Annotated in this window: 17 protein-coding genes, 1 tRNA gene and 2 pseudogenes; 11 read left to right on the top strand and 9 right to left on the bottom strand. The window is 67.8% G+C overall.

The window, feature by feature from the left end:
- Positions 1-20: 20 nt before the first annotated feature.
- Positions 21-1,307, bottom strand: a complete 1,287-nt coding sequence (locus tag ACFFGH_RS14925; protein WP_386669574.1) for a nucleotide sugar dehydrogenase — start codon at positions 1,305-1,307, stop codon at positions 21-23.
- Positions 1,308-1,517: 210 nt separating this feature from the next.
- On the opposite strand from ACFFGH_RS14925, the pseudogene galE reads away from it, so the two are divergent.
- A pseudogene (gene galE / locus ACFFGH_RS14930) lies at positions 1,518-2,740 on the top strand (UDP-glucose 4-epimerase GalE).
- Here the strand turns inward: galE and ACFFGH_RS14935 are convergent.
- The 5 genes from ACFFGH_RS14935 to ACFFGH_RS14955 form a co-directional block, all read right to left on the bottom strand.
- Complete coding sequence (locus ACFFGH_RS14935) at positions 2,708-3,574, bottom strand: alpha/beta hydrolase family protein (RefSeq protein WP_386669577.1); 867 nt, start codon at positions 3,572-3,574, stop codon at positions 2,708-2,710. The pseudogene galE and the gene ACFFGH_RS14935 sit on opposite strands and share 33 nt — an antisense overlap.
- Entirely contained in the window at positions 3,567-4,373 is an 807-nt protein-coding gene (gene thiD, locus ACFFGH_RS14940) for a bifunctional hydroxymethylpyrimidine kinase/phosphomethylpyrimidine kinase (RefSeq protein WP_386669579.1), read from the bottom strand. The genes ACFFGH_RS14935 and thiD overlap by 8 nt, the downstream gene beginning before the upstream one ends.
- A gap of 167 nt (positions 4,374-4,540) precedes the next feature.
- The gene (locus ACFFGH_RS14945) at positions 4,541-5,938 is read right to left on the bottom strand and encodes a PhoH family protein (protein ID WP_386669581.1); all 1,398 of its coding nucleotides are present in this window, start codon (positions 5,936-5,938) and stop codon (positions 4,541-4,543) included.
- 95 nt (positions 5,939-6,033) lie between these two features.
- Positions 6,034-6,504 carry a peroxiredoxin gene (locus ACFFGH_RS14950; protein ID WP_386669583.1) on the bottom strand — a complete coding sequence of 157 codons (471 nt, stop codon included), beginning with the start codon at positions 6,502-6,504 and terminating at the stop codon, positions 6,034-6,036.
- Positions 6,505-6,655: 151 nt separating this feature from the next.
- Positions 6,656-7,216, bottom strand: a complete 561-nt coding sequence (locus tag ACFFGH_RS14955; RefSeq protein WP_386669585.1) for a glycine cleavage system transcriptional repressor — start codon at positions 7,214-7,216, stop codon at positions 6,656-6,658.
- A 176-nt stretch (positions 7,217-7,392) separates the two neighbouring features.
- Here ACFFGH_RS14955 and dapA point away from each other — a divergent pair, with 176 nt between their 5' ends.
- Both dapA and ACFFGH_RS14965 read left to right on the top strand, forming a co-directional pair.
- Positions 7,393-8,298, top strand: coding sequence for a 4-hydroxy-tetrahydrodipicolinate synthase (dapA, locus tag ACFFGH_RS14960; protein WP_386669587.1), 906 nt, complete (start codon positions 7,393-7,395; stop codon positions 8,296-8,298).
- A gap of 24 nt (positions 8,299-8,322) precedes the next feature.
- A complete protein-coding gene (locus ACFFGH_RS14965) occupies positions 8,323-8,859 on the top strand; it encodes a hypothetical protein (protein ID WP_386669589.1) in 537 nt (178 codons plus the stop codon).
- A 71-nt stretch (positions 8,860-8,930) separates the two neighbouring features.
- On the opposite strand, the gene fdxA is transcribed toward ACFFGH_RS14965, so the two are convergent.
- Positions 8,931-9,254, bottom strand: a complete 324-nt coding sequence (gene fdxA / locus ACFFGH_RS14970) for a ferredoxin FdxA (RefSeq protein WP_386669592.1) — start codon at positions 9,252-9,254, stop codon at positions 8,931-8,933.
- Between the two features lie 177 nt (positions 9,255-9,431).
- Positions 9,432-9,507: transfer RNA gene (locus tag ACFFGH_RS14975), tRNA-Glu, on the bottom strand.
- Positions 9,508-9,678: 171 nt separating this feature from the next.
- Between ACFFGH_RS14975 and pcnB the strand changes: the two are divergent.
- From pcnB to pgi, 6 genes and pseudogenes are all read left to right on the top strand, one after another.
- Positions 9,679-10,974, top strand: a pseudogene (gene pcnB / locus ACFFGH_RS14980) (polynucleotide adenylyltransferase PcnB); the annotation flags it as partial.
- Positions 10,971-11,477, top strand: coding sequence for a 2-amino-4-hydroxy-6-hydroxymethyldihydropteridine diphosphokinase (gene folK, locus ACFFGH_RS14985; RefSeq protein WP_386669594.1), 507 nt, complete (start codon positions 10,971-10,973; stop codon positions 11,475-11,477). The pseudogene pcnB and the gene folK, both read left to right, overlap by 4 nt.
- A gap of 29 nt (positions 11,478-11,506) precedes the next feature.
- The gene (gene panB / locus ACFFGH_RS14990; protein WP_386669596.1) at positions 11,507-12,328 is read left to right on the top strand and encodes a 3-methyl-2-oxobutanoate hydroxymethyltransferase; all 822 of its coding nucleotides are present in this window, start codon (positions 11,507-11,509) and stop codon (positions 12,326-12,328) included.
- Between the two features lie 49 nt (positions 12,329-12,377).
- The gene (panC, locus tag ACFFGH_RS14995; RefSeq protein WP_386669598.1) at positions 12,378-13,226 is read left to right on the top strand and encodes a pantoate--beta-alanine ligase; all 849 of its coding nucleotides are present in this window, start codon (positions 12,378-12,380) and stop codon (positions 13,224-13,226) included.
- Positions 13,227-13,325: 99 nt separating this feature from the next.
- The gene (gene panD / locus ACFFGH_RS15000; protein WP_386669601.1) at positions 13,326-13,706 is read left to right on the top strand and encodes an aspartate 1-decarboxylase; all 381 of its coding nucleotides are present in this window, start codon (positions 13,326-13,328) and stop codon (positions 13,704-13,706) included.
- A 9-nt stretch (positions 13,707-13,715) separates the two neighbouring features.
- Positions 13,716-15,233, top strand: coding sequence for a glucose-6-phosphate isomerase (pgi, locus tag ACFFGH_RS15005; protein WP_386669604.1), 1,518 nt, complete (start codon positions 13,716-13,718; stop codon positions 15,231-15,233).
- A 137-nt stretch (positions 15,234-15,370) separates the two neighbouring features.
- Here the strand turns inward: pgi and queG are convergent, their stop codons facing one another.
- On the bottom strand, positions 15,371-16,450 hold the full coding sequence (queG, locus tag ACFFGH_RS15010) for a tRNA epoxyqueuosine(34) reductase QueG (RefSeq protein WP_386670247.1): 1,080 nt from the start codon (positions 16,448-16,450) through the stop codon (positions 15,371-15,373).
- A 56-nt stretch (positions 16,451-16,506) separates the two neighbouring features.
- On the opposite strand from queG, the gene ACFFGH_RS15015 reads away from it, so the two are divergent.
- Both ACFFGH_RS15015 and tsaE read left to right on the top strand, forming a co-directional pair.
- A complete protein-coding gene (locus ACFFGH_RS15015) occupies positions 16,507-18,003 on the top strand; it encodes an NAD(P)H-hydrate dehydratase (protein WP_386669606.1) in 1,497 nt (498 codons plus the stop codon).
- Positions 18,000-18,470 carry a tRNA (adenosine(37)-N6)-threonylcarbamoyltransferase complex ATPase subunit type 1 TsaE gene (tsaE, locus tag ACFFGH_RS15020; protein ID WP_386669608.1) on the top strand — a complete coding sequence of 157 codons (471 nt, stop codon included), beginning with the start codon at positions 18,000-18,002 and terminating at the stop codon, positions 18,468-18,470. Before ACFFGH_RS15015 ends, tsaE begins: the two co-directional genes overlap by 4 nt.
- The last annotated feature ends 15 nt before the right edge of the window (positions 18,471-18,485 follow it).

Genomic DNA, 18,485 nt, shown 5'->3' on the forward strand with positions numbered 1-18,485 from the left:
GGAAACTCCTGTGTTGTGGTTTACAGACAGCCGTCGACGGATTCGCGCGCGAGTGCGTGCTTGACGTCGAACAGCACCGCACTCTCCGTGCCGAACTTGCGCACGCCTTCCGCGCCGAGCTCGATGAAGTTGCGATGCGGCACGGCGAGGATGATCGCGTCGTACACGCCCTGTTCGGGCTTGTCGATCAGGTCCAGGCCGTACTCGTGCTTGGCGAGCTTCGCGCTCACCCACGGGTCGTACACGTCGACGTCGACATTGAAGGTGTGCAGCTCGTCGATGATGTCGACCACCTTGGTGTTGCGCAGGTCCGGGCAGTTTTCCTTGAACGCCAGGCCCAGGATCAGCGCGCGTGCGCCGTTCGGGCGCTTCTGGCCGGCCATCAGGCGCACGACGCGGCGTGCGACGTGGCTGCCCATGCAGTCGTTGATGCGGCGGCCGGCAAGGATCATCTCCGGGTGGTGGCCGATCTGCTGCGCCTTGTGGGTCAGGTAGTACGGGTCCACGCCGATGCAGTGGCCGCCGACCAGGCCCGGACGGAACGGCAGGAAGTTCCACTTCGTGCCGGCGGCCTCGAGGACTTCATGCGTGTCCATGTCGAGCTTGTTGAAGATCAGCGCAAGCTCGTTGATCAGCGCGATGTTGACGTCACGCTGGATGTTCTCGATGACCTTGGCCGCTTCGGCGACGCGGATGCTCGAGGCCTTGTGCGTACCGGCCTGGATGATGCGTGCGTACAGATCATTGACGAACTCGGCCGCTTCCGGCGTCGAACCCGAGGTGACCTTCATGATCGTCTCGAGGCGGTGCTCGTGGTCGCCCGGGTTAATGCGCTCCGGGCTGTAGCCGGCGAAGAAGTCCTCGTTGAACGTCAGGCCCGACTCGCGCTCGAGGATCGGCACGCAGACCTCTTCGGTCGCACCCGGGTAAACGGTGGACTCATAGATCGCGATGCCGCCCTTGCCGAGCGCACGGCCGACCGTGCGGCTGGCCGATTCGAGCGGACGCAGGTCGGGGCGCTTGTATTCGTCGATCGGTGTCGGCACGGTGACGATGAAGACGTTGCACTGCTTCAGTGCCTCGGGATCGTGCGAGAACGTGAGCTGGCTGGCCTCACGGAGCGCATCCGGCGTCACCTCGAGGGTGTGGTCCTCGAAGCGCTGCAGTTCGGCGATCCGCTCGGCGTCGATATCGAAACCCAGCGTGGGCAGTTGGCGGCCGAACGCGGCCGCGAGGGGAAGGCCGACATAGCCGAGTCCGATGATGGCGATGCGGATCTGGTCTTGCGATGGCAGCTGGGCTGTCATGATTGCGGAAGTCTCCAACGGGGTTCGGTCGTGCGAAGGGGTGTATCCACGGCAGGCGTTACGGCTGCATGCGCCTGGGCGTCATGCGAGGGCCATCGCCCCTACAGGCTGTCGATACGTAGAATCCAACCCCGACCGGCAAGCCGGGCACGATAGCCGGAAATCCGGGGTTTCGACGTTAGCCCCGGGAATCACGAACCTGGAGTCCCAATGCGCATTCTGGTTACCGGCGGCGCCGGCTATATCGGCTGTCATACCTGCGTGGAGCTGATCGAGCGCGGTCACGACGTCGTCATCGTGGACAACTTCGCGAATAGCTCGCGCGGCGTGCTGGAGCGGCTGCAGCAGTTGACCGGGCGCGAGACGCGGGTGCACGAAGTCGATCTGCGTGATACGCAGGCGCTGCAGGGCATCCTGCAGGGCGAGAAGTTCGATGCGGTGATCCACTTCGCCGCGCTCAAGGCGGTCGGCGAGTCCTGCGCCAAGCCGCTGCTGTATTTCGACAACAACATCGGTGGCACGATCTCGCTGCTGCAGGCCATGCAGACAGCCGGTGTCAGACGGCTGGTGTTCAGCTCGTCGGCGACGGTGTATGGGGATCCGGCCGAAGTTCCGGTCCGTGAGGACGCCGACCTGCAGGTCACCAATCCCTATGGGCGCACCAAGTTGGTCATGGAGCAGATGCTCGGCGATCTGTGCGCGGCCGATCCCGAGTTCCGCGTTGCGAACCTGCGCTATTTCAATCCGGTGGGCGCGCATCCGTCCGGCCTGATCGGCGAAGACCCGAGCGGCATCCCGAACAACCTGATGCCATACATCTGCCAGGTTGCGGTGGGCCGGCGCGAGAGGCTGCAGGTGTTCGGAAACGACTATCCAACGCCCGATGGCACGGGCGTGCGCGACTACATCCACGTGGTCGACCTCGCACGCGCGCACGTCGATGCGCTGGAGTACCTCGAGCGCGAAGACGCGAGCGTGACGGTCAACCTCGGCACCGGTCGCGGCGTCAGCGTGCTCGAACTCGTGCAGGCCTTCGCCCGCGCCAGCAACCGCGAGATCCGCTACGACATCGTCGCGCGGCGCCCGGGTGATGTCGCAGCCGTCTACGCTGACCCCGCGCTGGCGGAGCGCCTGCTCGGCTGGAAGGCGCAGCTCGACGTCGATGCGATGTGCCGCGACGCATGGCGCTGGCAGTCGATGAACCCGAACGGCTACGCAAACGCGACCGAAGAGGCCGCCCAGGCCTGATCGACCCGGGTCGAGCCGGGGCCGTGTCTGTGGATGCAGGCGCGGCCGACCGGGCGCATCGCCCAAGGCGCCGCGCCTGGCCGGTGGAAACGCAAGGAAGGGGCGGGCGCGCTCCGCCGTGCGAGTTGTCAGGTGAGGCACTACCGCGCTGGTTAGCGTGGCGCTGCCGGCAGCGACTCGGCTAGCAGCCTGGCAACCGCGGACGGTTGCTTCATCCAACCGAAGTGGTCGCTGCGCGTCCCGAGCGCACGGTCGTCTATCCGCGCGATGCGCGCGTGCGCCGCGGGCATCTTTTCCAGCAGCGCTTGCAGCGACGAGGCCGGCGCCAGCCAGTCGTGCTCGAACACGATGCCGGTCACATCGGCTTCCACTCGGGCCAATGCGTGCTCCAGGTCGATGTCGAGCCCGGCCGCGGCATAACGCCCTTCAAGCGCACTGCGCGACCAGTCCCGCATGACGCCGCGTGCCTCGCGGCCCCCGAAGCCGATCCTGCGCCCGGGGAGGGCGCCGCAGCGATCCGCCAGCCAGGGCAGGGCGCGGTAGGCAAGCGGCAACAGCCGGCGTTGTGGCGGCGGAAATGCGCGCCAATAGGGCGAGCCACTCGCCACGAGCCACAGGGCCGATGCATCGCCCGGCGCCAGGGCCAGCCGGCACGCCGCGAGCTGCCCACCCAGGCTGTGTCCGCCGAGCACGACGGGAACCGAGGCCGGGACCGCCGAAGTAAGCGCGTCACGGCTGGAGGCCAGGTCAAGCGTGAGCAGTTCGTGGTAGGCCCAATTGCTTCGCCGCCCTGCGCGCAGGCTGCTCGATCCATGCCCGCGCCATTCGTGGACGAATACAGCAATCCCGTGCGCGGCGAGCGCGCTGGCCAATGCCGCGTAATGACGGGCCGCAACCCCGAGGGCAGGCAGCCAGAGCAGCGCGGCGCGTGGCTGGGATGGCACGCTCGACAACAGATCCCAGCGATGGCCGTCGCTTGCCTGCGCGGGCAGCGGCTGCTGCTCCGGCGCTTCAGGCATCCGGCGCCGCGCCGAAGTGGTCGAGCACGACCGTGGCCGATCGGCCCGGTCGATATCCGCGTCGCAGCGCTTCGTGGACGTAGTCGGTGGCTGCGCGGCAGCTGTCGGGCAGATCCAGCCCGAGGCATAGCCGCGCCGCGATTGCAGATGCCAGCGTGCAACCGGTCCCGTGTGCGGACACGTCCAGGCGCGGATGGCTCATCACGTGCACGGTCGTGCGGTCATCCAGCAGGTCCACGACGTCGTCGCTGCCCTCCAGATGCCCGCCCTTGAGCAGCACTGCCGCCGGCCCGAGTGCGCGCAGCGGCTCCAGTGCGGCACGCATCGCCATGTGGTCGGCGACGCGCCGGTCGAGCAGCAACTCGGCCTCAGGCAGGTTCGGCGTGAGCAGCGTCGCCAGCGGCAGCAGGTAGGTGCGCAACGCGTCGAGCGCATCAGCCTCGAGCAGGCGCGCGCCGGAGGTCGCCACCATCACCGGATCCAGCACGACGTGCGCCGGGCGGTGGTGCTCGATCGCCGCGGCCACGGCGCGGATCACGTCCGCGCTCGCCAGCATGCCAAGCTTGACCACGCCCACTTCGAAATCCTCGAAGCAGGCGTCGATCTGTGCGCGCAGGAATCCCGTGTCGGGTACGTGCACCGCGGTGACTCCGCGCGTGTGCTGCGCCGTCAGCGCCGCCAGCGCGCTGAGTCCGTGCACGCGATGCGCGGCGAACGTCTTCAGGTCGGCCTGGATCCCGGCGCCGCCGCCGGAATCCGAGCCGGCGATGGTGAGGGCGCAAGAGGTAGGGGGCGTCATCGATAGGTCCGGTTGAAGCGATGTGGTTCCGTCGCGGGCCCGGGACGGGCAAAGCACGGCGGGACACGCCGTAAATACGTCCATGTAGGCTCCTCGGCGGCATCCATGCCGCCGACGGTCCCGCCGCGCTTCACCCGTCCCGGGTTCTGCAGGTTATGCAGCGTGCGTCAAAGCACTTCAGAAGCAAAATCAGCCAGCCGCGAACGCTCACCACGACGCAGCGTGATGTGCGCGCTGTGTTCCCAGTTCTTGAAGCGGTCCACCGCGTAGGTCAGGCCGGAGGTCGTCTCGGTCAGGTACGGCGTGTCGATCTGCTCGACGTTGCCGAGACAGACGATCTTCGTGCCCGGGCCGGCGCGCGTGATCAGTGTCTTCATCTGCTTCGGCGTGAGGTTCTGCGCCTCGTCGAGGATCAGCCACCGGCTCAGGAACGTGCGGCCGCGCATGAAGTTCAGCGAGCGGATCTTGATGCGGCTTGCGAGCAGGTCGTTCGTCGCGGCACGCCCCCAGCTGCCGCCTTCCTGCGTGTGCGTCAGCACTTCGAGGTTGTCGGTCAATGCGCCCATCCACGGCGTCATCTTTTCTTCTTCGGTGCCGGGCAGGAAGCCGATGTCCTCACCGACGCTGACCGTCGCGCGCGTCATGATGATCTCGCGATACCGCTGCGCATCCATCGTCTGCGCGAGACCCGCCGCGAGTGCGAGCAGCGTCTTGCCGGTGCCTGCGGTGCCGAGCAGGGTGACGAAGTCGATGTCCGGGTCCATCAGCGCGTTCAACGCGAAGTTCTGCTCACGGTTGCGCGCATTGATGCCCCAGACCGCATGCTGCTTGTGCCGATAGTCTTCGATGATCTGCAGCGTCACTCGCGTTTCGCCGACCTTCGTGACGCGCAGCTCCGACTCTTCGTCGCCGGGCAGGTAGAGGAACTGGTTCGGATACCAGTCGTCATCCTCGGTACGCGCGATCTCGTAGAACGTGCGGCCCTTGTCGGTCCACGACCGCAGGCCCTCGCCATGACGCTGCCAGAAGTCCTCCGGCAGCTCGGTCACGCCGGTGTAGAGCAGGCTCAGGTCGTCGAGCGCGCGGTCGTTCTCGTAGTCCTCCGACACGATGCCCGCGATCGATGCCTTGATGCGCAGGTTGATGTCCTTGGAAACGAACACCACCGGCACGTCGGGCTGCTCGGCCTTCAGCGCGAGGATCGCGCCCAGGATGTGGTTGTCCGGGATCGCGGCGCCGAAGCGCTTGCCCGAATCGAAATCCTTCATCTGGAAGTACAAGCGCCCGGCGCTCGGCGCCCCGCGAAGCTGGATGCCCTGCGGCCGCTGCAGCGGCACGCCCTCGGCGATCGCACTGGTCCCGGCCTCCTGCACCAGTTCGTTGAGGAAGCGGCTCACCTGGCGCGCGTTGCGGCTGGCTTCCGAGGTACCTTTCTTGCCGTTGTCGAGCTCCTCGATCACCTGCATCGGCAGGTAGACGTCGTGTTCCTCGAACCGGAACAGCGCGGTCGGATCGTGCATCAGCACGTTGGTGTCGAGGACGTAGATGCGCTTGCTTCGGGTCATGCGGGATCCTTAGATGGACGCGCGAAAGGGCGGACACGGCGGTGCAGCCGCAGCCCGCGAGGCGGGACGGCGCATGTACCGGTAAACGCGGGGAGTCACTGCAGTCGGACGGCCTTGAGCGCGTCGAGCACGGCCTGGGCATGGCCAGGCACCTTCACGGGCCGCCACACGCGTGCGATGGCGCCGTCCGGATCGATCAGGAACGTGCTGCGCTCGATGCCGAACACCTTGCGCCCGTACATGTTCTTCTCGCGCATCACGTCGAACGCGCGGCACACCGCCTCGTCGCCGTCGCTGACGAGCGGAAAACGGAACCCCTGTTTGGCGCAGAAGTTCTGGTGTGATCGCAGCGAGTCACGCGAAACGCCGAGCACGGCGGCGTCGTGCGCTTCGAACCCGGGCAGGAGGGCATTGAAGTCCAGCCCCTCGGTAGTACAGCCCGGCGTGCTGTCCTTCGGATAGAAGTACAGCACGAGCCAGCGGCCGCGGTAGTCGGACAGCCGCGGCGTAGTGCCGTCGGAAAGTGCAAGCTCGAGGTCGGGGACCTGCTCGCCGACATCAGGCATCGTGGGCTCCAGCCGATCGTTACGGACGGCTGCAGCATGAACGCAGCCTTGTATCGGATGCAATCACGCACGCGCGATGCAGGCTGAAGGTGCCTGTGTTGCGTGGGCTCCCCGAGATGATGTGCCGGCGCGCATCGCGCAACCGGCCCGATCAGAACTTCATCGGATCCATGATCGCGTCGAGGTTCAGGTGATCGCAGAACTCGAGGAAGTCGTCGCGCAGCGCCGCGATGTGCATGCTCGACGGCACGCCGATCGTGATCTGGGCCGAGAACATGTCCGCGCCGGTCTGCATCGCGCGGTAGCGCGAGCAGTGCAGGCTTTCGATCGTGATGCCCTGGCGATCGAAGAAGTCCGCAAGCTGGAACAGGATGCCCGGCTTGTCGGCCGAGACGACCTCGACGATGTACGGCAGCAGGTCGGACTGCACCGTCTTCGCGGCGGTGCGATACCAGTTGAGTTTCAGGCCTTCTTCGCGCTCGAGACGCGAGAGCATCGACTCGAGCTTCGCGACCGCGTCCCACGACCCGACCGCGAGCGCGGTGACCGACACATCACGTCCCACCGTTGCAAGCCGTGCATCGACCAGATTGCAGCCGCTGTCGGTGATGCGGCGGCTGACCGAAAGCAGCGGAGACGCGGGGTGGGTCGTGTACGCGTTGATCAGCAGATGATTTTCATTCGGCGACGGCCGGGAAGCGGAATCAGTCAAGGCGGCGCCTGCATCGTAGAGCGGCCGGGCAGCATGCCAGAGCCAATGAACGGCAGCCTTTAGCAGGCTGCGACCGCATGCAGCATACTTGCCCGTGCTTTCGCGCCGCAAGTAACATCGGCCGCGCTTGCACGCCCGTCCGCGTGCCCCACGCGACCCACTACAGGGCTTACCCCTTGCGACTTTCCGGCAGCATTACCGCGCTGGCGACGCCATTCGACGCGTCCGGCGAAATCGACCTCGACGCCTGGCGCCGGCTGCTTTCAATGCAGCTCGAGCACGGTACCGAGGCGCTCGTGGTGGCCGGTTCGACCGGCGAAGCGGCTGCGCTGTTCGACGCCGAGTACGACACGCTGTTGCGCGTCGCAGTCGAGTTCGTCGCCGGCCGCGTGCCCGTGCTTGCGGGCACCGGCCTGTCGAGCACGATGAAGACGATCGAGCAGACCCGCCGCGCGGCTGCGCTCGGCGCGGATGCTGCGCTGGTCGTGGCGCCTCCGTACGTGCGGCCGACGCAGGCAGGGCTTGTCGCCCATTACCGTGCGGTTGCCGACGATGGTGCGTTGCCTGTCGTGCTCTACAACGTGCCCGGCCGTACCGGCACCGACATGCTGCCCGAAACAGTCGCCGAGCTTGCGCCGCATCCGCGCATCATCGGTATCAAGGAAGCGCGCGCCGATGCCGAGCGCATGGGCGCATTGCTCGCGTTCCGGAGCGACGACTTCGTCGTGCTCAGCGGTGACGACCCGACCGCGTGCCGCGCAATGCTCAGCGGTGCCGACGGTGTCATTTCCGTCGCGTCGAATGTATTGCCCGCTTCGTTCCGCCGGCTGTGCGACCTCGCGCGTCGCGGCCAGGCCGACGAGGCCCAGGCCTGGGACGCGCGTCTGGCGCCGGTGTGCGACTTCCTCGGCGTCGAACCCAATCCGATCCCGGTCAAGGCACTGCTCAGGCGGCAGGGCATCGGCCGCGACCTGCGCCTTCCGCTGACCGCGTTGTCGGAGCAGCACTCCGTCCGCGCGCAGCAGTGCGACGACCTCGTCCGCGAACTCGAGCGCGCGAGCGAAACGACCCCCGCGGCCTGACGGCCGAACCAGCAGGAGATTCCGATGTCCGTTTCCGTCCGTGTGTCCGCTCCACTGTCCCGCGTCGTCGCGGGCGTTCTCGTTGCCGGACTCGTCGCCACGAGCGGCTGCAGCTGGTTCCGCCGCGGTGACGCACTGTATGCGAACGACCCGGCCAACCGGCCGCTGGAAGTGCCGCCCGCCCTCGAGCTTCCGCGGGCGGATGCGACGACCGCATCCGCGGCCGCCGCCGGCGCGAGCGCAACGACTCCGGGTTCTGCGAATGCGGGCGCTGCGGTCGCAGCTTCGGCGGGCGGCTTCGTGGTGCCGGGCTCGCGCGATGCCGTCTTCGACCGCGTCGGCGAAGTGCTCGGCAACATCCCGGGTGTGGTCGTAGTCAGCCGCGCCCAGCTGCTCGGTGCGTACGACGTCACCTATGAAGGCAGCAGCTTCCTGGTCCGTATCGGTGCGGCCGAAACGGGGTCGACCGTGTCCGCCGTTGATCCGCGCGGCGTGCCGGCATCTGGCGCTGCGCCGGCGAAGCTCATGGCCCAGCTCAAGGCGACCCTCGGCGGCAACTGACGGGTCCCGTTCCGCCGCTTACGAAAACGGGCGCCATGCGCCCGTTTTCCGTTTCGCTACCTGCGCCGGCCTCAGCGCTCGAGCTGGTCCAGTTTGCCGGGCACGCCTTCCCATTCCTTCGCGTCGGGTAGGGGGTCCTTGCGTGTGGTGAGCACCGGCCACGCCTTGGCAAGCTCGGCGTTGAGCTGCACGAATGCTTCCTGCCCGGCCGGCACATCGTCCTCGGGATAGATCGCGTTGATCGGGCACTCGGGCTCGCAGAGCGTGCAGTCGATGCATTCGTCCGGGTCGATCACGAGGAAGTTCGGGCCCTCGTGGAAACAGTCCACCGGGCACACCTCGACGCAGTCGGTGTACTTGCACTTGATGCAGTTCTCGGTGACGACAAAAGGCATGGACGAATCCGGAAAAAGTAGGGCCCGCATAGTTTAGCCGGTGCCCGCATCCGCCCCAACCGGCGGGCGTCACGTTCGGAGCGTCCTCGGCTTGCTCAGCTTGTCGCCCAGGAGGCGCTGCAAACAAAAAGCCCGCACATCGCTGCGCGGGCTTTTTGGCGATTTCCATCGCGAATATGGCGCTCCCTACGGGATTCGAACCCGTGTTTTAGCCTTGAGAGGGCCACGTCCTAGGCCTCTAGACGAAGGGAGCAAGTACTGCGTAAAACCCGCGCCGGACTCTCAACGTTACGCGGCTTGCTAGTATAGGCAGCGCCCTTGCCGCCGGCAACGGCTTTTTCCGTTAAACCTTCACATAACGAGACTGCGGCAACGCCGCTACATGCAGCCCGATACCCACGCCCCCGACCAGCTCCGCGCGCCGCGCGTGATTCCGCGCGACTCCCATAACATTTCGCGCCGGGAGATAAGCCCGAACGCGCTCCGCGTGCTGTACCGGCTGCGCGAGGCGGGTTTCGGCGCTTTCCTCGTCGGCGGCGCCGTGCGCGACATCCTCGTCGGGGGGCATCCGAAGGATTTCGACGTCGCCACGGATGCGACACCCGAAGAGGTGCGCGCGCTGTTCCGGAACTGCCGCCTGATCGGCCGCCGCTTCCGCCTGGCGCACGTCGTGTTCGGCCGCGAGATCATCGAGGTCGCCACGTTCCGCGCCAACAGCGACGACGGCAGCGGCGACCGGGAGATGCACGAAGGCGGCCGCCTGCTGCGCGACAACGTCTACGGCACGATCGACGAGGACGCGGTGCGGCGCGACTTCACCGCGAACGCGCTGTATTACGCGATCGAGGATTTCTCGATCCGCGATTTCGTCGGTGGTTTCGAGGATGTGCAGAACCGTTTGATGCGGCTGATCGGCGATCCCGAGACGCGTTATCGCGAGGACCCGGTGCGCATGCTGCGCGCTGTCCGCCTGGCTGCGAAGTTGGGGTTCGAGATCGAATCCGCCACGGCCGAGCCGATCGCCCGGCTGGCCCCGCTGCTCGAGGAGAGCGCGCCGGCGCGCCTGTTCGAGGAATGCCTGAAGCTGTTCCTGTCGGGGCATGGCGTGCAGAGCTTCCTCGGGCTCGAACGTTTTGGCCTGCTCGGTGCGCTGTTCCCCGAAACCGCGGCCGCGCTCAAGTCCAACCGCAGCGGTGCGCTGCGCCGGATGCTGCTCGAGGGACTGCACAACACCGATCTGCGCGTCGCGAACGACGAGCCGGTATCGCCAGCCTTCCTGTTCGCGTTGCTGCTGTGGCCGGCGTATTGCCGCGCGCTGATGGCGCTGCAGGCAGGCGGCATGCAGCCGGTCGAAGCACAGCGCCGCGCAGCCGACCAGGTGACGCTGCACCAGTTGTCCACCGTCGCGCTGCCGCGTCGTTTTTCGCTCCCGATGCAGGAAATCTGGCTGTTGCAGCCGCGGTTCTCGCAGCGGCAGCGCAAGCGCGTGTTCCGTCTGCTGTCGCACCCGAAGTTCCGCGCGGCGTTCGATTTCCTGGTCCTTCGGCTCGCCGCGTCCGGCGAACACGCAGCCGACGTCGAGTTCTGGCGCGAGGCGCAGCAGCAGCCGAGCGAAGCGCTGGCGTCGCAGCTCGACGAGCAGGCGGTCACCGAGGACTCCACAGCTCCGCGCAAGCGACGCCGCCGTCGCCGCAGTAACGCGAAGCCCGCAGGGGAGTGAGCGAGGTCTGCTTCGTCGGGCTGGGCGCGAACCTCGGGGACGCGCCGGCCGCCGTGCGCGGCGGCATCGACGCACTGTCGCGCCTTGCCGGCACACGTCTGCTCCGAAGCTCCCGCCTGTACCGCACGGCCGCATGGGGCGTAACCGGGCAGCCCGACTTCATCAATGCCGTTGCGATGCTCGAGACCTCGCTGGCGCCGCTCGCGCTGCTCGACAGCCTGCTCGCGATCGAGCGCGACGCCGGCCGGGACCGCAGTGCCGGCACCCGCTGGGGCCCACGCACGCTCGACCTCGACCTGCTGCTTTATGGCGATCTGGCCGTCGACGAGCCAGGTCTGCGCGTGCCACATCCGCACCTGCACGAGCGCGCGTTCGTGCTCGTGCCGCTGCTCGAAATCGCCCCGGAAGCGCGCATACCCGGCGTAGGCGACGCGCATGAGCTGCTCGCAAGGATGGAAACCGCCGGCGTGCAGGCGCTAACGTATGGGGCTCCCTCCGCCTGAGCGCCAGCCCCTCGGGGCGGCTGACCGACATGTACGCCGGAACGACCCGAGACAAGCCCTGGACAGTGCCGGCACTCGCCGAGGCCAAGCGCGACGGCCGCAAGCTCGTGATGCTGACCTGCTATGACGCGGGCTTTGCGAGGGCGCTCGATGCCGGCGGGACCGATCTCGTACTGGTCGGCGATTCGCTCGGCATGGTCGTGCAGGGGCATGACAGCACGCTGCCGGTTACGGTCGACGACGTCGCCTACCACACCGCCTGCGTGGCACGCGGCCTGTCGCGGGCCCTGCTGATCGCCGACCTGCCGTTCCAGGCTGATGCATCCCCGCAGATCGCGCTCGAGGCGTCCACGCGGTTGCTGCGCGCGGGCGCGGCGATGGTCAAGCTCGAAGGCGCAGGCCACAAACTCGAGGTCATCCGCTACCTCGTCGAGCGGGAAATTCCCGTCTGTGCGCACCTGGGCCTGACCCCGCAGTCGGTGTTGAGGCTTGGCGGTTACAAGGTGCAGGGCCGTGACGAGGAGGCCGCGCGCCGGCTGCGTGAGGATGCGCTGGCGGTGGAACAGGCCGGTGCCACGCTGCTGGTCCTGGAATGCGTGCCCAGCCCGCTCGCCGCCGACATCACGGCCGCTGCGAACATCCCGACCATCGGCATTGGCGCAGGTCCGCGGTGCGACGGCCAGGTGCTCGTCCTGCATGACCTGCTCGGTGTCGACAGCGGCCATCGGCGACCGAAATTCGTCAAGGATTTCCTCGTTGAAGGCGGCTCGATCGCCGGTGCCGCTGCCGCCTTCGCTTCGGCCGTGCGAGAGGGGCGTTTCCCCGACGCGGGCCATTCTTACGCCTCGTGACCGGCGACCGCGCGCGATTTGATCCAACACACCACGGGGAACGCTGTCGATGATCGATGTCACGTCCGACCTGCAGGCGCTTCGCTCGCGTGTGTCGGAATGGAAACACAACGGGCTGCGGGTCGGGTTCGTGCCCACGATGGGCAACCTGCATGCCGGGCATTTCTCCCTGGTGCGGCTCGCGCGGCGCCACGCGGACCGCGTGGTCGCGAGCGTCTTCGTCAACCCCACCCAGTTCGGACCGAACGAGGACTTCGCCCGCTATCCGCGTACTCCCGAGGCCGATGCTGACGGGCTGTCGCAGGCCGGTTGCGACCTGCTGTGGCTGCCGACGGTGGACGCCATGTACCCGTTCGGTGCGCAGCAGGCGGTGCAGGTGAGGGTGCCGGGCGTGACGGAGGTGCTGGAGGGCGCGCATCGCCCCGGACACTTCGACGGCGTCGCGACGGTCGTGGCGCGCCTGTTCAACCAGGTGCAACCGGACGTGGCGGTGTTCGGGCGCAAGGATTATCAGCAGCTCGCGGTAATCCGCTATCTCGCCCGAGACCTCGCGTTCCCGATCGAGATCCTTGCGGGGGAGACGCTGCGCGAGCCCGACGGCCTCGCCATGAGTTCGCGCAACCAGTACCTGTCGCCCGAACAGCGCCCGGTTGCCGCGGAAATCCACGCCTGCCTCCAGGCCATGAAGGCTGCGGTGCAGGCCGGCGAGCCGCTCTCCGACGCCGAGGCGGCCGCCCGGGAACGGCTGGCCGCTGCCGGGTTCGAGGTCGACTACGCCGCCGTGCGGCAGCCGGGCCTCGAGGAATTCGGCGGAGCCGCCCGGGGCGCCTGTGTCGCGCTGATAGCGGCCCGGATCGGGTCGACGCGGCTGATCGACAATCTAGAATTCGACGCCTGAATCAGTTTGCGAGGATCATGACGCCGTCGATGTTGCAGCGCGCCATGCGCTGCTAAACTCCGCCCGCGCGTCCGCATGCCGCGGACGGAGTCACCGGACATGCAACTGAATCTGCTCAAGGCCAAGATCCACCGCGCCACCGTCACCCATGCCGAGCTGCATTACGAAGGCTCGTGCGCAATCGACGGCCGCCTGCTCGACATCTCGGGCATCCGGGAGTACGAGCAGATCCACATCTGGAACGTGAACCAGGGCACGCGTTTCGTGACCTACGCCATCCGTGCCGACGAAGGCAGCGGCGTGATCTCGGTCAACGGCGCAGCTGCGCACCTCGCGAAGCCGGGCGACCTGGTGATCATCGCGGCCTACGGCCTGTGCGACGAGGCCGAGGCCGCGAAGTTCAAGCCGACCTGCGTGTACGTCGACCGCGACAACCGGCTGACGCACACGAACCACTCGATGCCGGCACAGGCCGCCTGAGGGGTGGGGATGGAGGCTGCGCAGCGCATCGAACACGTCCGTGCCGAGGCAGCCCGCCTCGGTGATTCCCGCATCGGTTCCCTGCTGCAGGCCGACCCCGCCCGCGCGTCGCAGTTCGCACTCCGCGTGGGGCCGCTGTACGCGAACTTCTCGCGCCAGCGGTTTGATCGCAGCGCCATCGAGGCCGTGTTCGCCGCTCTGACGGCGGCGGGTGCCGAAGCGGCGCTGTCGGCGCTGTTTGACGGCGTCAGCGTCAACGTGACGGAGAGCCGTCCGGCGCTGCACAGCGCGCTGCGCAGCGACCTGTCGTCTTCGGAAATTGCCCGCGCCGCCCACGCGCAGGCGCAGGACGCGCGCAACTCGATGCGCCGCATCGTCGAGCAACTGCACGCAGGTGGCATCAGCGATGTCGTCAGCGTCGGTATCGGCGGCTCCGACCTCGGGCCGCGGCTCGCGGTGGATGCGCTGGCCGAAGCCGGCGCATCGCCCGTCCGGGTGCACTTCCTGTCGAACGTCGACGGCCACGCCGCGCAGCGCGTGCTCGCCGGCCTGGATCGCAGCCGCACGGCTGTTCTGCTGATCTCCAAGAGCTTCAGCACGCAGGAGACGCTGCTCAACGGCGCGATCCTGCGCGACTGGCTCGGCGACGACAGCCGCCTGTACGCGATCTCGGCAAACGTCGAGCGCGCCGCGCGCGAATTCTCCATTCCTGCCGATCGCATCCTGCCGATGTGGGACTGGGTCGGCGGCCGCTATTCGCTGTGGTCGGCGGTTGGCCTCCCTATCGCACTTGCCATTGGCATGGACGGCTTCGAGCAGTTGCTCGCCGGCGCCGCCGAGATGGACGCCCACGTGCTGCGTACGCCGCTGTCGCAGAACATGGCCGCCTGGCACGCGGCCACGGCCATCTGGAACCGTAACGGGCTCGGCTTCGGCGCCCATGCGGTGTTGCCGTACGACGAGCGCCTGAAGCTGCTGCCGAACTACCTGCAGCAGCTCGTGATGGAAAGTCTCGGCAAGTCGGTGCAGATCGACGGCCGGCCCGTTGCCGGCGATACGGTTCCGGTCTGGTGGGGCGGTGCGGGCACCGATACCCAGCACAGCTTCTTCCAGGCGCTGCATCAGGGTACGGACGTCGTGCCGTGCGACCTGATCGGCGTGGTCGGCCCCGCGCACCTGCACGCGAACAACCATCGCGCGCTGCTGTCGAACCTGTTTGCGCAGGCCGAGGCGTTCGCCAACGGGCAGGCGAGCGATGATCCGCACCGCTCCTACGCGGGTAACCGGCCGAGCACGATGATCCTGCTCGATTCGCTGACGCCCCATTCGCTCGGCGCACTGCTCGCGCTGTACGAGCACAGCGTCTACCTGCAGGCGGTGTTCTGGGGCATCAATCCGTTCGACCAGTTCGGTGTCGAACTCGGCAAACAGCTTGCGTCGACGTTGCTGCCGGTGCTTGAAGGTCGCGATGAAGCGAACGATGCCGTAACGCGCGAGCTGATCGCGCAGATTCGCCGCCAGGGCTGAGTGGCGTAGCGGTCCCTTCGTTGTAGCGCCCCGGGCGCTTGGCCGGGGCGCCGCGAAACCGTCGAGTCGGCGGCCCAGTTGCCCGAATCGGCGCGTCCGGTTTGCAGCACGCCGGTTACGCCCGGCCCTTTGCGGCCTCAATTCGCGCCTACGCTCCGCGCCGAGTGGCGCTCGAGCGCCCACTCGACGTGCTCGCGCACGATCGCGTTGGCGTCCTCGCGTCTGGTCGCGAGTGCAGCGCGTACCTCGGGCGTCGTCGGTGCATTGCCGAGCGCGATCGCGATGTTGCGCAGCCAGCGCTCGTGGCCGCTTCGCCGCAGCGCCGTGCCCTCGGTGCGCCGCAGGAATTCCTCCTCCGTCCATGCGAACAGCTCGACGAGCGTCGTCTGGTCCAGGTTGTTGCGCGCGCGGAAATCGGGCTCGTCGGTGCGCTTGGCGAATTTATTCCAAGGGCACACGAGCTGGCAGTCGTCGCAGCCGAAGATCCGGTTGCCGATCAGCGGCCGCAGTTCGGGGTCGATCGACCCCTCGTGTTCGATCGTGAGATAGGCGATGCACTTCCGGGCATCGAGCCGGTGCGGCGCGATGATCGCGGCGGTCGGGCAGACGTCGATGCAGCGCGTGCAAGTGCCGCAATGGGCCGTCGCGGGCGCATCCACCGGCAGCGGCACGTCGACGTAGATCTCGCCGAGGAAGAACCACGAGCCGCCGTTGCGGTCGATCAGGCAGGTGTGTTTGCCGATCCAGCCGAGCCCTGCATTGCGCGCCAGCGCGCGTTCGAGCACCGGCGCCGAATCGACGAAGACGCGGTGGCCGAATGGCCCAATCTCCTCCGCAATCCGGTCTGCAAGCCGCTGCAGTCGCTGCCGCATGAGCTTGTGGTAGTCGCGGCCGAGTGCGTAGCGCGCGACGTAGGCACGCGTCGGGTCATGCAGTGTTTGCCACGCCTCTTCGTCATCACGGCGGCCGTAATCGAGCCCGACCGAGATCACTCGCAACGTGCCCGGAAGCAGTTCGTTTGGTCGCGCGCGCATGGTGCCGTGCCGTGCCATCCAGTCCATCGAGCCGTAGAGCCCCTGCGCGAGCCAGTCCCGCAGGTGGGCTTCGTCCTCTTCGAGTTCGATGCCCGTGATGCCGCAGCGCTGGAAGCCGAACCCGCGCGCCAGGTCGCGGATACGATCGGCAAGCGCATGCGGATCGGCCGGCGCCGTGGGCAGCGCGGCCGCTGTCGGTTCGGAAAGTTTCACGATGGGCCAAGTATAAAATCGCGCCGATGACACGCGACGCGCTCATGGACGAAACCCCGCTGTTCGATTCAGCTGCGCTGCGCGAGGTCGAGCGGCGCGCGGCCGATGCCACCGGCGATGCGTTCGAGCTGATGCGCCGAGCAGGGCGCGCAGCCTGGCGCGAGCTTGTCGAGCACTGGCCGAAAGCGAAGCGGATCCTGGTCGTCTGCGGACCGGGCAACAACGGGGGCGACGGGTACGTCCTTGCGACGCACGCGCTGATGGCGGGCCGCGACGTCATGGTCGTGACGCTTGATTCCAAGCCGCCGGTGACCGAGCTCGCGCGCGACGCATGCCGTGCGTTCACCGCGGCAGGCGGGCGTGTCTATGCGTTCGCCGGCGATCTGCCTGCGGCCGACCTCGTCGTCGACGCACTGTTCGGCATCGGACTTTCGCGACCGGCCGAGCCCCATGCCGCGTCACTGATCCAGGCGATCAATGCGCACGACACCGAGGTGTTCTCGCTCGATGCCCCGAGCGGCGTCGACGCGGAGCGCGGCGGCGTACCGGGCGCGGCGGTTCGCGCGAAACGTACGCTCGAGTTCATTGCATGCAAGGTCGGGCTGCGCACCGCGGCCGCACTCGACCACGTCGGCGTCCTTGGGCTGGCGACGCTCGAGGTAGACGCATTTTTGACGGGCATCAAGCCGGTGGCGACGTCGATCGGTGCAGGCGCGCTGTCGCGTTGGCTGCATCCGCGCGACCGCGATTCCCACAAGGGCCGCCACGGCCGGGTGCTCTGCGTCGGGGGTGAGCTTGGAGGCGGCGGCGCGATCATGTTGTGTGCCGAAGCCGCACTGCGGTGCGGCGCGGGGCTCGTCGACGTCGCGACGCGGCCCGCGCACACGGTCGCCCTTCTCGCGCGCCTGCCTGAAGCGATGGTCCATGCTGCGGACGACGTCGAGTCGACCGCCGACTCTTTCGAACGCGCCGATTGCATTGCGGTCGGCCCTGGCCTCGGCCAGTCGGCCTGGGCAGCCGCTCTGCTGCAGCGGGCGCTGGGCTCGGGCCTGCCGCTGGTGCTCGACGCCGACGCGTTGAACCTGGTGGCTGTGCAGGCTGGGCAGACGCCTCGCGATGCGGTGCTCACGCCGCATCCGGGCGAGGCGGCTCGGCTGCTGGGCTGTTCGATTGCGGACATCCAGCGCGATCGCATCGGCGCCGCGCGAAACCTGGTGGATCGATTCGGCGGCACGGTCGTGCTGAAGGGTGCCGGCACGATCGTCGCCAACACCGACGGCCGCATGCATCTGATTGCAGCGGGCAACCCCGGCATGGCAACGGGCGGCATGGGCGACGTGCTGACGGGCGTGATTGCGTCGCTGATCGCGCAAGGGCTGGCGCCGCTCGACGCCGCGGCATGCGGTGCATTGCTGCACGCGGTCGCTGGTGATTGCGCAGCAACCGAGGGCGAACGTGGCCTGATGCCGAGCGACCTGATGCCATGGCTGCGACGCAACGCGAACCCCGGAGCTTCGGAATGAAGACGTTCCACTTGGCCGATCCGGACGCGACCGCGCGGCTGGGCGCGACGCTTGCCGCCAACCGACCGGCTCATGCTGTGGTGCACCTGCGCGGCGATCTCGGGGCCGGAAAGTCATCGCTCGCGCGTGCGCTGCTGCGCGCCCTGGGCGTGGTTGGTACCGTGCGCAGCCCGACCTACACGCTCGTGGAGCGTTACCCGCTTGCGACCGGAGGCGAGGCCTGGCACCTCGACCTGTACCGCATCGGTGACCCGGGCGAGCTCGACTATCTCGGCCTGGACAGCGACGAGGCGGTGCTGTGGCTCGTCGAATGGCCCGATCGTGGACGCGGCGCTTTGCCGGCGCCGGATCTTGAAGTGCGTCTGGCCGTAGAGGGCGAAGGCCGGCGAGCGGAGCTGATCGCGTGCTCGGACGCCGGCGCGCGGTGGATCGAAACATGTGAAGCGCTCGTCCTGACTCCTGAATGAATTTGTAGAAAAGTG

The organism is Lysobacter korlensis, assembly GCF_042434515.1.